Origin of the sequence: Streptomyces sp. NPDC048278 (genome assembly GCF_040652195.1) — a bacterium.
Classification (GTDB): Bacteria; Actinomycetota; Actinomycetes; order Streptomycetales; family Streptomycetaceae; genus Streptomyces.
On sequence record NZ_JBEZLP010000038.1, the window covers coordinates 50,054 to 63,765 of the forward strand.

General features: G+C 72.8%; 12 protein-coding genes. 7 read left to right on the forward strand and 5 right to left on the reverse strand.

The genetic code is table 11. The features are described from left to right. Positions 1–247: 247 nt before the first annotated feature. From AB0D74_RS41760 to AB0D74_RS41770, 3 genes are read right to left on the reverse strand one after another with little or no spacing between them, the layout of a single operon-like run. A complete protein-coding gene (locus tag AB0D74_RS41760) occupies positions 248–1,483 on the reverse strand; it encodes an MFS transporter (RefSeq protein WP_362599152.1) in 1,236 nt (411 codons plus the stop codon). An 8-nt stretch (positions 1,484–1,491) separates the two neighbouring features. Continuing rightward, positions 1,492–2,445: a PIG-L family deacetylase gene (locus AB0D74_RS41765; RefSeq protein WP_362599154.1), complete on the reverse strand. Its 954-nt coding sequence runs from the start codon at positions 2,443–2,445 to the stop codon at positions 1,492–1,494. Between the two features lie 29 nt (positions 2,446–2,474). Then, on the reverse strand, positions 2,475–3,335 hold the full coding sequence (locus tag AB0D74_RS41770; protein WP_362599156.1) for an alpha/beta hydrolase: 861 nt from the start codon (positions 3,333–3,335) through the stop codon (positions 2,475–2,477). A 459-nt stretch (positions 3,336–3,794) separates the two neighbouring features. On the opposite strand from AB0D74_RS41770, the gene AB0D74_RS41775 reads away from it, so the two are divergent. Beyond that, the gene (locus tag AB0D74_RS41775) at positions 3,795–5,177 is read left to right on the forward strand and encodes a DEAD/DEAH box helicase (protein WP_362599223.1); all 1,383 of its coding nucleotides are present in this window, start codon (positions 3,795–3,797) and stop codon (positions 5,175–5,177) included. Between the two features lie 170 nt (positions 5,178–5,347). Here the strand turns inward: AB0D74_RS41775 and AB0D74_RS41780 are convergent, their stop codons facing one another. After that, complete coding sequence (locus AB0D74_RS41780) at positions 5,348–6,226, reverse strand: AraC family transcriptional regulator (RefSeq protein WP_362599158.1); 879 nt, start codon at positions 6,224–6,226, stop codon at positions 5,348–5,350. 7 nt (positions 6,227–6,233) lie between these two features. Beyond that, positions 6,234–7,097, reverse strand: a complete 864-nt coding sequence (locus AB0D74_RS41785) for a phytanoyl-CoA dioxygenase family protein (RefSeq protein ID WP_362599160.1) — start codon at positions 7,095–7,097, stop codon at positions 6,234–6,236. Between the two features lie 195 nt (positions 7,098–7,292). Here AB0D74_RS41785 and AB0D74_RS41790 point away from each other — a divergent pair, with 195 nt between their 5' ends. The 6 genes from AB0D74_RS41790 to AB0D74_RS41815 all read left to right on the forward strand — a co-directional run bounded on the left by AB0D74_RS41790 (position 7,293) and on the right by AB0D74_RS41815 (position 13,711). Further along, positions 7,293–8,393 (forward strand): LacI family DNA-binding transcriptional regulator, encoded by a 1,101-nt coding sequence (locus tag AB0D74_RS41790; RefSeq protein WP_362599162.1) that lies wholly within the window; start codon positions 7,293–7,295, stop codon positions 8,391–8,393. Then, entirely contained in the window at positions 8,390–9,316 is a 927-nt protein-coding gene (locus AB0D74_RS41795) for an ABC transporter permease (RefSeq protein ID WP_362599164.1), read from the forward strand. Before AB0D74_RS41790 ends, AB0D74_RS41795 begins: the two co-directional genes overlap by 4 nt. After that, the gene (locus tag AB0D74_RS41800) at positions 9,316–10,194 is read left to right on the forward strand and encodes an ABC transporter permease (RefSeq protein ID WP_362599166.1); all 879 of its coding nucleotides are present in this window, start codon (positions 9,316–9,318) and stop codon (positions 10,192–10,194) included. The genes AB0D74_RS41795 and AB0D74_RS41800 overlap by 1 nt, the downstream gene beginning before the upstream one ends. 126 nt (positions 10,195–10,320) lie before the next feature. Beyond that, positions 10,321–11,862 (forward strand): ABC transporter substrate-binding protein, encoded by a 1,542-nt coding sequence (locus AB0D74_RS41805; RefSeq protein WP_362599168.1) that lies wholly within the window; start codon positions 10,321–10,323, stop codon positions 11,860–11,862. Beyond that, positions 11,859–12,890 carry an ABC transporter ATP-binding protein gene (locus tag AB0D74_RS41810; protein ID WP_362599170.1) on the forward strand — a complete coding sequence of 344 codons (1,032 nt, stop codon included), beginning with the start codon at positions 11,859–11,861 and terminating at the stop codon, positions 12,888–12,890. The genes AB0D74_RS41805 and AB0D74_RS41810 overlap by 4 nt, the downstream gene beginning before the upstream one ends. Further along, a complete protein-coding gene (locus tag AB0D74_RS41815) occupies positions 12,887–13,711 on the forward strand; it encodes a dipeptide/oligopeptide/nickel ABC transporter ATP-binding protein (RefSeq protein WP_362599173.1) in 825 nt (274 codons plus the stop codon). Before AB0D74_RS41810 ends, AB0D74_RS41815 begins: the two co-directional genes overlap by 4 nt. Position 13,712 lies beyond the last annotated feature (1 nt).

Genomic DNA, 13,712 nt, shown 5'->3' on the forward strand with positions numbered 1-13,712 from the left:
GGGCAGCGGACGGCTCCGGCCGCGCGCCGTGCGACGGGGCACCGGTCGGGGTCCGCCGGCCCGGCCACCATGTCCGCGAACATGATGTGTCGTCCCCTCACACACTTCCTCCGCCCCCGGCCGGCGCGCACCGGCCGGCGCACGTCGTCCCCACATGACGTGCGTGACCGTCCGGCACCCTTCCCGAAAGGGAGGCTTTCGATGTCCGCTGAGGCAGCTGCGCAGACAGCCCCGACCGGCCCGCCGTTCACAGCGGCCCGGTGACGGCCGCCTCGGCCGGCCGCCGGTTTCCGAGCAGTACCCAGGACCCGGCGCCGGTGAGGGTACCGATCACCGCGCAGGTCCCCCAGGCGGCGGCGCTCCCCCAGTGGTCGAGGGCCGTACCCCCGAGGACCGGCCCCAGAAAGGACGCCGCCGCCCAGGCGACGGTGTAGACGCCGTCGTAGCGTCCGCGGGCGTACGACGGCGAGAGGCCGGCCACGAACGACATGGAGGCGGGCGCGTAGAGGATCTCGCCTACGGTCCATACGGCCACGGTGCCCGCATAGGCGACGACCGACCCGGCGAGGGCGGTCAGGCCGAACCCCCAGCCCATCAGGAGCGTTCCCGCCGTCAGGACCGCGACCTGGCCGCGCCGCGCGGTCAGACGGGTGAGCGGAATCTGCAGGACCACGACGAGGACACCGTTGAGGGCGATGACCGTCCCGTAGTCACGGGCCGTGAGACCGTGCCTGCCCATGTCCACCGGCAGCATGGTGGATCCCTGCTGGACGACCAGGCCCAGCAGGAACGTCAGCGCGACGAACGTCATGAACCTCGCGTCCCGCACGACGATCGCGATGCCCGCCGGCGGTGCCGTCCCGGACTGCTCCCCGGAGCCGGCGCCCGGGGCCGTGGGCAGCGTCTCGGGAACACGGAGCCGTATCACCAGGGCGCAGAGCAGGGTCGTGCCGGCATCGCCCAGGAAGAGCCACACGTAGCCGTGCGCGGCGATCAGTCCGGCGACCGCGGACGACACCGCGAAGCCTATGTTCACCGCCCAGTAGCTCAGGGAGAAGGCACGCGCCCGGTCCTCGTCCGCGACGAGATCCGCCATGGTGGCCTGTGTCGCGGGGCGCGAGGCACCGGACGCCGCGCCCAGCGCCGCGGCCAGTACGGCCATGGGCACCGCGGCGCTCACCAGGGGCAGGGCGACGGTGCCCGCCGCCGAACAGAGCTGCGCCCACAGCATGGTGCGGCGTCGCCCCGCACGGTCGGCGAGGGCCCCGCCCGCCAGCGCGCCGATCGCACTCCCGAGCCCGTAGAGGGACGCCACCAGGCCCGCGTAGGTGGCGGAACGGCCGCGTCCCAGGGTCAGGTAGAGCGCAAGGAAGCTCACCACGAAACTGCCGAGGCGGTTGACCAGGGTGCCGGTCCACAGCCACCAGTAGGCGTCCGGCAGGCCTGTCAGGGTTTCGCGGAGGGTGCGCCGGATGCTTCCCACGGGTCTGCTCAAAGGGCTGCGGGCCGTGGCGGGTCCACGGAGGTCGTGGCCGTCGTGCTCCGGGGCGACGGGAAATGGCGAGAGGAAGGAGCGGGGGAAGGGGCGGGGGAAGGGGCGGGGAATCCGGCGAACAGGTCGTTCTCGCCGGGCATGTGGGCTCCTGCCGGCACGGCGAGTACGAACTCCTCCACCCGGTCGTCCGGCCCGGCCACGCGGAACAGCGCGTGCAGCGCCGCGGCGTCCGCCTGACTGCGGTGTGCCGCGAGGGCGGCGACCTTCCGCGGCCAGGCCTCGCCGACGTCGACCACCGTGGTCACCGCGGCGTCGTCGATCGCGATCTCCAGGGGCGGGAGCCAACTGCCCGGCGGGAGCAGGGACTCGCCACGCCTGCGGACCGCCCGCAGCCGGGTGCGGGAGACGGCGACGTAGTACAACCTGGGTCCGGTTCCCGCCGTCGCGGCCGTCGGCCGCGCGGCCGACGCCCGGTACTGCCGGAACGCGTCCACGGTCACCCGGTGGGCCTGTATGTGGTCAGGGTGGAAGGACAGCCCGTCGGGCGGGTAGGTGATCACGACGTCCGGCCGGTACGCGTGCATCAGCCGGGTGAGCCGCCGGACGACCGGCCCCGGATCCATCCGGCTGAAAGCCTCCGGTGCGATCGTGGCCGGGTCTTCGGGCATGCCCGAGTCGGGGTGCCCCAGCTCGATCACCTCGTCGACGCCGAGGGCGACCGCGGCGGCGGCCAGTTCAGCGGAACGCACGGCTGCCACCCGGCTGCTGGTCGTGCCGGCGCCGCCGTCCGACGCGCCGTCTCCTCTGCCCCCGTCCGTGCAGGTGACCAGCACCGTGCGGCACCCCGCGGCCGAGTAACGGGCGAGTGTGCCTCCGGTCTGGCTGGACTCGTCGTCGGGATGCGCGTGCACCGCCATGAGGGTCGGCCGTCGGGACGGGGCCGTGACCACCGCTGGTTCCTTCCTCGTGCTGCCGTCACTCACCTGCCGGGCGCCACTTCGCCGTCGAGGAACTGCGTCACGAAGGAACAGAAGAGCTCCGGGTACTGGAACAGCGAGCCGTGGCCGGAGTCGGGGAGGATCACGAGCTGTGCGTTCGGAATGTGCTGGTGGAGAATCCACGAATTGACGGTGGGCACCATGATGTCGTTGTCTCCGTTGACGACCAGGGTCGGCCGGCGGATCCCGCGGAGTTCCTCGAACCGCTCGCCGCGGGCGGTGTTCCAGTCGGCGCGCAGGGCGTTCTGCGCTCTGACGCTGTCCGGGCCCGACTCCGGGTCGACATCGTGCGTGCGGGCGTGCCTGCGCTTCCAGAACGCCCGGCCGGCGGTCCGGCTCGCCTCCGAGGGGCCGAAGAAGAGGTAGAGGTAGTCGTCCTCGGTCAGGACCTCGTGGCCGGCGACCTCCGGGACCCGCTCTCCCAGGCCTTCCGTCTCACCCGCGCGCGGCTTGGTGCCGACCAGGACGAGACGCCGCACCAGATCGGGGCGGGCGAGCACGAGCGCCTGGCTGACGTAGCCGCCCACCGAGAAGCCGAGCAGGTCGATCTCGTCCAGGCCCAGGGCCGCCAGAAAGCGCACGGCGTGCTCGGCGAACCCCTCGGCGCTCGTCGCGGTGTCGCCGCCGGAGGCGCCCACGCCGGCGTTGTCGAACAGGATGACGGGACGGTTCGCCGCCAGTCCGTCCGTGACGAGCGGGTCCCAGTGGTCCATTCCGGCCCGGAAGTGCGGCAGCATCAGCAGCGGAACACCGGTCTCGGCCCCGAAGCGCCGGTAGGCGTAACGGACACCGTCCACCTCGATGAACCGGGTGGGTGCGGTCGCGTGTGTATGTGTGGTCATGGCACTCCTCGGCCTGTGCGGATTTCGGGATCTACCGGAAAGGCCGGAACACGGACGGGCTGAATCCATCGGGAGGCAATTCCGCGTGTCGCTCCCGGGATTTCCGGTGCCGCGGGGCCGGTGGCTCTGCACCCGGCGCACCCGGCTCATCCGGCGCACCCGGCGCACCCGGCTCATCCGGCTTTCGGCGTTCCCCGGGAAGGCTACGACGGGGTGGCCCCCGAAGGCGTGCACCAAAGTGCCGCGAACACCGCCCATTGGTGCCGGCCCCACCGTTGGCGCGCGGTTCGGGAGGCCGGCCCGACGGCGCGCCGACGGGAAACCCGGGTGATGCGCCCCGTGCTAACGTGGGGCGTTTGCAACGTCACCGCGTCCCCGCCGCGCCTTCCTCGGTACGGTCCCTTCGGAGGAAGTCTTTCTGTGAGCGAATCAGCACGTGCAGATGCCCGGCAGCAGGGCGTGGAGCACGAGACGTCGGGCAGCACCGCGGCGCTGCCCCCGGCGGCGTCCTTCGCGGAGCTGGGACTGCCGGCCGCCGTGCTGCGGGTGCTGGACGAGCAGGGCGTGACGGTGCCCTTCCCCATCCAGGCGGCGGCGCTGCCGAACGCGCTCGCGGGACGGGACGTCCTGGGCCGGGGGCGCACCGGATCCGGCAAGACGCTCGCCTTCGGCCTGGGGATGCTCGCCCGTACGGCCGGGCGGCGCGCGCAGCCCAAGGAACCGCTGGCGCTCGTCCTGGTGCCCACCAGGGAGCTGGCGCAGCAGGTAGGTGAGGCGCTCACCCCGTACGCCGAGGCGCTGCGGCTGCGGCTCGCGACCGTGGTGGGCGGAGTGTCCCTCGGGCGGCAGGCCGCCGCGCTGCGGGACGGCGCCGAGATCGTCGTCGCCACGCCGGGCCGGCTGCACGACCTCGTCGAGCGCAGGGCCTGCCGGCTGGGACGGGTGCGCATCGCGGTCCTGGACGAGGCCGACCAGATGTGTGACATGGGGTTCCTGCCGCAGGTCACCGAGATCCTGGACCAGGTGCGTCCCGACGGGCAGCGGATGCTGTTCTCCGCGACCCTCGACCGCGACGTCGACCGGCTGGTGCGGGACTACCTGCGCGACCCCGCCGTCCACTCCGTGGACCCCGCGTCCGGCGCGGTCGCCGCGATCGATCACCACGTCCTCGTCGTGCACGGCCCGGACCGGTACGCCGTGACCACGGAGATCGCCGCCCGCGACGGCCGCGTCCTGCTGTTCCTGGACACCAAGCACGGCGTCGACCTGCTCACCCGGCATCTGCGGGCCAGCGGTGTGGCCGCCGCCGCCCTGCACAGCGGGAAGGCCCAGCCGCAGCGCACCCGGACCCTGGCCCAGTTCAAGGACGGGCAGGTCACCGCCCTGGTGGCGACGAACGTCGCCGCACGCGGCCTGCACATCGACGACCTCGACCTGGTGGTCAACGTCGACCCGGCCACCGACCCCAAGGACTATCTGCACCGCGCGGGCCGCACGGCCCGGGCCGGCCGCTCCGGCACCGTCGTGACCCTCGTCCTGTCGGGACAGCGCCGCGAGACGAGCCAGGTCATGGCCGACGCCGACGTCACCCCCAAGGTCACCAAAGTGCGGTCGGGCGAGGCGGAGCTGAGCCGCATCACCGGCGCCCGGGCCCCCTCCGGAAAGCCCCTCGACGGCGCACCCGCCGTACCGCGCCCCAAGAACCCCAACGCCCCGTTCCGCGGCCTCGGCAGCACCAAGGATCCGCGGGGCGGCTCCGGCGGCAAGCCCTCCCGCAAGACCAGCGAGGCCCGCAAACTCGCGGAGGCCCGCGAGGCCGCCAGGACCCGCCGCGGCGGCTGATCACCACCGCCCGGTGGTCGGATCGGGCCCGGACGGTGGCCGGGTCGGCGCCGTCTCCGGCTGGTCCGCACACGTCCGCGTCGGACCGGCCCGCAGGTCCTCGTGGCACGCGGCCTTCCTGCCCGGCGACGACCTGGCCGGGGCACGGCAGGGCCTCGCGCCGGGCACGACTAGGGCGAGGGCGGTGCCAGGGCCTGGAGCGCGGACAGGGCGCCGCCGGTGACCGGGGACGGCGGTGCCGACTCCGGCGGCACCTTGCGGAAGGCGGTCGGGGACATGCCGTAGACGGCGCGGAAGCGGCGGGAGAAGTGGTAGGCGTCGGCGAAGCCGCACCGGAGGGCTATGGCGCGCAGCGAGAGGTTGCTCAGCCAGAGCAGCGGTTCGGCCCGCGCCAGGCGGAGCAGTTCGAGGCCCGCCACGGGGCTGACGCCGAGGTACCGCCGGCAGACGCGGGACAGGGTGCTGGGGGAGACTCCGGCCGCCTCCGCCAGCCGCTCCAGGGCGAGCGGGCGGGCGACGCCGTCCGACCAGCGGGAGCGCACCGCGGCCATCATGGCGAGCAGCGGCTCCGGGAGCGTCTGGGGGCCGGTTCCCGGGCCGGTGCCGTGCGCGAAGGTGAAGACCAGCAGCCGCAGGGTCTCCTCGGCGTGCCGCTCCCAGGCCGGCGGGCGGGTCGCGCCGAGCGCCAGGAGGTGCCGGCAGAGCGCGGCCATCGGGTCGTCCCGGCCGGTGAGGTCGCGGACGAGCGGCCAGCCGTTGTCGGCGGGGGCGGGGCGGAGCCGGAAGTGTGTGTAGGCGTGCCGGGTGGTCCTGTGGGTGTCCCAGTGGAAGGTGTCGCGCATCCCGGGGCGTACCAGGAGCAGTTCGCCGGGCTTCAGCGGCACGCTCAGGTCACCGCAGACCCAGCGGGCGCTGCCCCGCAACAGCCAGACGAATTCGTACGATCCGGCGTCCCTGGGGCCGAAGACCGAACCGGGCGGGTAGTCGGCGACGGCGGGGCCGAGCCGGGACAGCAGCGCGGGGGTCGGCGGCGGGACGCGCTCCGTCACGGCCGTCTCACCGGTCGCAGCCCCCGGACCGGTCGCGCCGCACCCGGGGCGTACGGATGTCAGTGGTTCCCTTGTAGGCGTACGGGTCCTGGCCCGCCACCAGCACGATGTCCCGGAAGTCGGTCTGGGCCATGGGCACTTCGGCCTCGGGCGGGGCCCAGGGGAGCAGGGACGCGGCGCTCATGTAGTGGTTGACCAGCGCCCGACGGAAGCCGTGCCGACCGGAGTTGGGCAACGACTTGTGCAGCAGGTAGCCGTTGAAGAGCAGCACCGATCCGGCGGCGATCTCGACGGGCACGGCGTCGGACTCGTCGTAGGGGAAGGCGTACGACTCGACCGTGCAGTCGTAACGGGCGTCGTCGTGCTGCCGGTTGGGGTAGATGACGCCGGGGCGGTGCGAGCCCGGCAGGACCCAGAGGCAGCCGTTGTCGACGGTGGCGTCGTCGAGGGCGAGCCAGGCGGCGGTCAGCGACCGGTCCCGGGTGGGGATGAACATCTCGTCCTGGTGCCACGCCTGGCCCGGTTTCCCCTCGGACTTGACGAACAGCATCGACTGCATCGCCTTGACGTCCGGACCGATCACCTCGGTCAGCGGTCCGACGACGGCGGGATGGCGCATGGTGTCGAGCATGAGCGACGACAGCTTGTGCGGATAGTGCACGCACAGGAACCGCCGTACCGTCTCGTCGTCGCTCTCGCCCGCGACCGGCTCCGGCGCGCCCTCGACGCAGCCCCGCTCGCCCCGGCAGATCCGCACGGTCTCCGCACGCAACTCCGCCACCTCGTCCGGGGCCAGGGCGTCGGGCAGCACGGCGTAGCCGTCCCGGTCGAAGCGGGAGGCGAGGTCGTCGTCGGCGGTGTTCTCGGCCATGGTCCCGATGTTCCCGGACACCGCGTCCGCGTGCCATGGCTCAGGCGGGCACCCGGATGGCGAATCCGGTCACTCCCCAAGATCAGATCATCTGTCAGAAACAAGACGGACAAAGGCCGTTCACGTCTCTTGACGCGTTTCTCCGGGTCCGAGTAGCATCATTCGGCACTGCTTAATACGTATTAGGGAGTGCTCATGGCCCCTCCCGAACGACGTAGACGCTCCACCCAGCGGGACATCGCACGGCGCGCCGGCGTCTCCCAGGCGACGGTGTCGCTGGTGATCAGCGGCGGCGCGGCGAGCGACCAGATCGCGGAACCGACCCGGCGGGCCGTGCTGGCGGCGGCCGAGGAGCTCGGCTATGCGGCCAATGTCGCCGCGCGCAGCCTGAAGGGCGGCCGGAACCGGTTGCTCGGGCTCTACACCTTCGAGTCGGTGTTCCCGACCGACCAGCGCGACTTCTACTACCCGTTCCTGCTCGGCGTGGAGGAGGAGACCGCACGGCAGGGCTACGACCTGCTGCTGTTCTGCTCCGGCGGGGCCGCGTCCGGGGCGCCGGGGGCCGAGCGGTCGATCTACGTCGGCGGGACCAACCGGCTGAAGATCGCGGACGGTTGCGTCCTGCTCGGCCGGAACGTCCGCCGCGAGGAGCTGTCGGCGCTGGTCCGGGAGGACTTCCCCATCGTGTTCGTCGGCCGCCGCGAGGTGGACGACGGTGAACTCTCCTATGTGGCGGCCGACTACGTCTCGGCGACCGCGGCGCTCGTCGCGGAGCTGGCGCGCCTCGGCCACCGACGCATCCTGTACCTGCGCGCCCTGGAGGACAGCGAGCCCACCAGGGACCGTGAGGAGGGCTACCGGCGGGGACTGGCCGAGGCCGGCCTGGTCGCGGACGAGGCGCTGATCCGGAGCCTGACCGATCCGGCGGAGCTGACGGCCGAGCGGCTGGCCGGGTGGATCGGCGAACTGGGGATCACCGCGCTGCTGGTCGAGCCGACCGAGGACAACCGGCTCACCGAGGCGCTGGCGGCGATGGCCGGTACCCGGCGGGTCCGGTTCCCGGAGGACTGCTCGCTGGCCCTGCTCGGCGATCCGCCGTCCTGGACGCCGGAGTCGCGGAACTGGACGCGGTTCTCGCTGCCCCGCGCCCGGATGGCGGGGGAGGCCGTACGGGTCCTGGTCGAACTGCTCGACCAGGCGAGCCCCGAACCGCGCCGGCTGACGGTGCCCTGCGCCTTCGTCCCGGGTGACTCGATCGGTCCGGTGCCCGCCGGTGGCGGGAGGCCGCGGACATGATCCGGATGATCGTGCACCGGCTGCTCATCGGGGTGTTCGTGATGTGGGGCGCCGCCTCGCTGATCTTCCTCATCGTCCGGGCCGCGCCCGGCGACCCCGCGACGGTGCTGCTCGGCCCGGACGCCACCCGGAGCCAGATCGACCAGCTGCGCTCCTCGCTGGGCCTGGACCGGCCGCTCGGCGCGCAGTACCTCAGCTACCTCGGCGACGTCTGCCGGCTCGACTTCGGCCAGTCGCACTGGCTCGGCAGGTCCGCGATGGGCGCGGTCCTCGACCGGCTGCCCGCCACGATCGACCTCACCGTGACGGCCACCGTGATCGCGGTGGTCGTGGGACTGACCCTCGGCATGCTGGCCGGGGCCCGGCCGGGCAGTTTGGTGGACCGGGTGGTCTCGGCGTGCACGATCGCCCTCCAGTCGTTCCCGACGTTCTGGATCGGCATCATGCTGGTGCTGGTCTTCGCCCTGACCCTGCGGCTGCTGCCCAGTTCCGGGGTCGGCACCCCCCAGCACCTGGTGCTGCCCGCCGTCACCCTCTCCTTCCCGTTCGTCGCGATCATCGCCCGGCTGACCCGGACCAGCGTTGCCGAGACGATGGGCGAGAGCTACATCCAGACCGCGCGCTCCAAGGGGCTGACCGAGCGTCAGGTGCTGTTCGGGCACGCCCTGCGCAACTCGCTGATCCCGGTGGTGACCGTGGTGGGCGTCCAGGTCGGGGCGCTGGTGGGCGGCGCGGTGATCGTGGAGAACGTGTTCGCCTGGCCCGGTCTCGGATCGCTGGTGGTGGAGGCGGTGGCCAACCGCGACTACACGGTCGTCCAGGGCGCGACGCTGCTGATCGCCGGGATCGTCGTCGTACTCAACCTGGTGGCCGATCTGCTCATCGCGCAGCTGGATCCGCGGATCCGGACGGGAGCCGTCTGATGGTCGATCTCACCGTCGCCGTCGAGAAGCCGGTGACGGCCCCGCGGCGGGCACCGCGCTCGCTCCTGTCCCGACTCCCCGCCGTGGTCGTGGGCTGCTACCTGCTGGTGGCCGTCGTCGGTCCGCCGCTGGTCCACTACGACCCGGTGCACACCTCCCTGGACGACCGGCTGCTCGCCCCCGGCGCCAGGGTGTCCACCGGGGGCACGGCCTGGCTCGGCACCGACGGACTCGGCCGCGACCTGTTCGCCCAGATCGTCTACGGGGCCCGGACGGCGGTCCTCGTCGGCGTGTCCACGGTCGCGCTGTCCTGTCTGGTCGGGGTCCTCCTCGGCGCCGTCGCCGGCTACTTCCGGGGCGTCGCCGACGCCGTACTGGCCCGGATCTTCGACGTCCTGCTGGCCTTCCCCGCGATCCTGCTGGCCATCGTGATCGCGGGCGCGTTCGAGCGCAGTGTCCTGCTGGTCGTGATCGCGCTCTCGGCGACCGGCTGGATCGGCTTCGCCCGGGTCACCCGGGGCATCGCGCTCTCCCTCAGGGAGCGGCCCTGGGTCGACGCCGCCCGGGTGCTGGGAGTGCCCGGCCGGACCGTCCTCGTCCGGCACGTGCTCCCGTTCACGGCGGGCCCGATCGTCGCCCTCGCCACACTCGAATTCGCGCTGGTGGTGCTGGCCGAGGCGGGGCTCAGCTTCCTCGGCATCGGGCTGCCCCCGTCGACCGTGTCGTGGGGGCAGACCATCGCCAACGGCAAGGAGTACCTCGAAACGCAATGGTGGATCTCCACCCTGCCGGGCATCGCCCTGTCCCTCCTGATCGTCAACGTGGGCATCCTCGGCGACCAGCTCACCGCCCGCTACGGGCGTGGCCGCCCCGGCTGAACCACACCAGGTACGGCGCCTCACCCCCCCGACCGACTCCGAACCCACCGGCGGACTCCGACCCCCCGACCGACTCCGAACCCACCGGCTGACTCCGACCGACCCTCGATCGAGAGGAGCACCATCATGACCAGGACGCGTGAGCACGGGCGGAGCCGGCTGATCCGGCTCGCCGCCACCGCCACGGCGGGCGCGGCGCTCCTCGCCGCCTGCTCGACCACCACCGGCGGCGACGACGACGGGGGCGGTTCCGCCTCGGGAGACGTGACGGTCGCCGGCACCTATCCGATCGAGAGCCTGGACCCGCACGGAGCCCAAGGCGCCTCCACGGGAACCCAGTTGGCTGCCCAGGAGATCTTCAGCAGACTGGTGAAACCCGCCGCGGACGGCACCCTCGAAGGCGACCTCGCCGCGTCCTGGAAGCCCAACAAGGACGTCACCGCCTGGACGTTCACGTTGCGCTCCGGCGTCACCTTCTCCGACGGCTCCGCCCTCGACGCCGACGACGTGGTCGCCTCCTTCCAGCGGATGATCGGCCTGAACGGCCCCAACGCGGGCAACTTCCCGGGCGACACGATGACCAAGGTCTCCGCCACCGAGGTGGTCCTGCACAGCCCGGCGCCCGACGCGTCCGTCCCCGGCAAGCTCGGCACCTTCTACGTCCTCCCGTCGGGCATCGGCAAGGACGACACCGCCTTCTTCAACCACCCTGTCGGCTCCGGGCCGTTCACCGTGAACGCGTTCACCCCGAGCGGGTCGCTGGTCCTGGTGCCCAACAAGAAGTACCGGGGCACGAAGCCCACGCTCGACAAGGTCACCATCCGGAACATCCCCGAACTCGCGGCCCGCATGACCGCGCTGCGCACCGGCGAGGTGGACGTCGTCTGGGGCATCCCCGACGACCAACTGGCCTCGCTGAAGGGCCAGAAGGACCTCACCGTGCGGACCGTGCCGAGCAGCGCCGAGTTCACCATGTGGTTCAACTCCTCGATCCCCGCCCTCAAGGACGCGAAGGTCCGCCGGGCCATCTGGCAGGCCGTCGACTTCAGGACCATCATCGACAAGCTCTATCCGGACACCGGCAAGGCCGCCGACGCGCCCGTGACCGGCGTCGTCCTCGGCCACGTGACGCAACCCGCCGTCGCCTACGACCCGGCAGCCGCCAAGGCGGCCCTCACCGCCGCCGGATTCGACTTCTCCAAGAAGCTCCGGCTCCAGTTCGCCAACGACGAGTTCAAGCCCTTCATCGAGGCCGTCGTCTCCGACCTGCAGAAGGTCGGCGTGCAGGTGGACCCGCTGGAGAAGGAGCAGGCCGTCTTCACGGAGGACCTGCTCGCCCTCAAGTGGGACATCAACTTCCAGCAGCTGGCCACCCCCAGCTACGACGCGGCCAGCAACCTCGGCCGTCTCTACACCTGCGCGGCCAAGCGCATGGGCTACTGCAACAAGACGTTGGACGGCCTGCTGGCGGCGGCCGGCGCGACGGCCGACAAGGCGAAGCGCACCGACCTCTACGGCCAGGCCAGCAAGATCATCTGGCAGGACGCGGTCGGCATGTACCCGATGTCCGTGAGCATCGCCTACGCCTGGAACAGCGACCTGAAGGGCTTCGTCCCGGACGCCAGCGGACTGCCGGACTTCGCCGGCGTACGGACCGGCGGCTCGTGACCCCCGCCGGAACCGCACGCGAACACGGCGCCGGGAAGGCGGTGGCCGCGACGGACGGGCCGGTCCTGCGGATCGAGGACCTGGTGGTGGAACTCCCCGGTCCGCGCGGCACCCGCACCCGGGTCCTTGACGGCGTCTCCTTCGACGTGCCACGGGCCACCACGGTGGGGCTGATCGGCGAGTCCGGCAGCGGGAAGACCATGACCGCCCAGGCGGTCCTGGGCCTGCCGCCCGAGGGCGCCAGCCTGGCCGGCCGGCTGCTGTGGCACGGCGAGGACCTGCTCGCCGCCGACCCGGCACGGCGCCGTGCGGTACGCGGCCGGGAGATCGCGATGATCTTCCAGGACCCGCTCGCCGCCCTCAACCCGACCCAGCGCATCGGCCGGCAGGTCGGCGAGATACCGCGCCGCGACCGGCTGCCGCGGGCCGAGGTGAACCGCCGGGTCGTCGAACTCCTCGACCGGGTCGGCGTACCGGAGCCGGAACGGCGGATGCGGGCCTACCCGCACGAGCTCTCCGGGGGCCTGCGCCAGCGTGCCGTGATCGCGATGGCGCTGGCCGGAAACCCCGCGCTGCTCCTCGCCGACGAGCCCACGACGGCGCTCGACGTCACCGTGCAGTCCCGGATCCTGCGGCTCCTCGCCGACATCCAGGCGGCCGACGGCCTGGCGATGCTGCTGGTCAGCCATGACCTGCGGGTCGTGTCGCACGTCGGCGAACAGGTCGTGGTGATGTACGCGGGACGGGTCTGCGAGCACGGGCCCGCCCGTGACGTCCTGCGGCGGCCCGCCCATCCGTACACCGCCGCCCTGGTGCGCAGCGTGCCTGCCGTCCGGACCCGCACCGCCCTCGCCGACCCGCTGCCCGGGGCCCCGGCGACCCCGGCGAACCGGCCGGCCGGCTGCGCCTTCCACCCGCGCTGCCCGCTGGCCCGCGCCCGCTGCCGCGCCGAGCGGCCACAGGTGCGGGAGGTGGTGCCGGGCCGTTGGAGCGCCTGCCACTTCGCCGAGGAGGTGGCGGGGTCGTGAACACGAGCGAGCAGGCCCTCCTCGACGTGCGTGACCTGCGGGTCCGTTACGGAGGACGGCGGAGCGGCCAGGTCGCCGTGGACGGGGTGAGCCTGTCGGTGGCACCCGAGGAGACACTCGGGCTGGTCGGCGAGTCCGGCTCCGGCAAGACGACCGTCGCCCGGTGCGTGGCCGGACTCCTGCGGCCGGGTGCCGGGACCGTCACCTTCGAGGGCCGCCCGCTCGGCCGCGCGGGACACCGGCCGCCCGAACTGCAGCGCGCGGTGCAGATGGTGTTCCAGGACCCGCGCTCCTCGCTGAACCCGCGCATGACGGTCGCCTCGGTCATCGGCGAGGTCTGGCGCACCCACCCCGTCACCGCGCCCGCGGGCGACCGCACCGAGGCTCTGCACCGGCTCCTCGCCGACATGGGGCTCGACCCCGAGGTGGCGGCGCGCCGCGCCGGGGACCTGTCGGGCGGTCAGTGCCAGCGGGTCAGCATCGCCAGGGCGCTGGCGGTACGGCCCCGGCTGCTGGTCTGCGACGAGGCGGTGTCGGCGCTCGACGTCTCGGTCCAGGCCCAGATCCTGCGGCTGCTGGCCGACCTGCGCGGCCGGCACCGGCTCGCGATGCTGTTCATCTCGCACGACCTGGGCGTGGTGCACCAGATCGCGGACCGGGTGGCGGTGATGCGCCGGGGCGTGATCGTGGAGGAGGGCCGGACCGGCGAGGTGCTGACCGCGCCGCGGCACGCGTACACGCAGGCGCTGCTGGACGCGGCCCTGGACCTGGACGACTCGGTGCCGGGGGACGGCGCCGCCGACGGCAAGGCGGTCGTATGAA

What these genes read in the sequence shown, in the direction of transcription:
- AB0D74_RS41790 (WP_362599162.1), top strand. Translation starts at nt 7,293, where the DNA reads ATGGCCCCTCCCGAACGACGTAGACGCTCCACCCAGCGGGACATCGCA.
- AB0D74_RS41805 (WP_362599168.1), top strand. Translation starts at nt 10,321, where the DNA reads ATGACCAGGACGCGTGAGCACGGGCGGAGCCGGCTGATCCGGCTCGCC.
- AB0D74_RS41795 (WP_362599164.1), top strand. Translation starts at nt 8,390, where the DNA reads ATGATCCGGATGATCGTGCACCGGCTGCTCATCGGGGTGTTCGTGATG.
- AB0D74_RS41800 (WP_362599166.1), top strand. Translation starts at nt 9,316, where the DNA reads ATGGTCGATCTCACCGTCGCCGTCGAGAAGCCGGTGACGGCCCCGCGG.
- AB0D74_RS41785 (WP_362599160.1), bottom strand. Translation starts at nt 7,097, where the DNA reads ATGGCCGAGAACACCGCCGACGACGACCTCGCCTCCCGCTTCGACCGG.
- AB0D74_RS41770 (WP_362599156.1), bottom strand. Translation starts at nt 3,335, where the DNA reads ATGACCACACATACACACGCGACCGCACCCACCCGGTTCATCGAGGTG.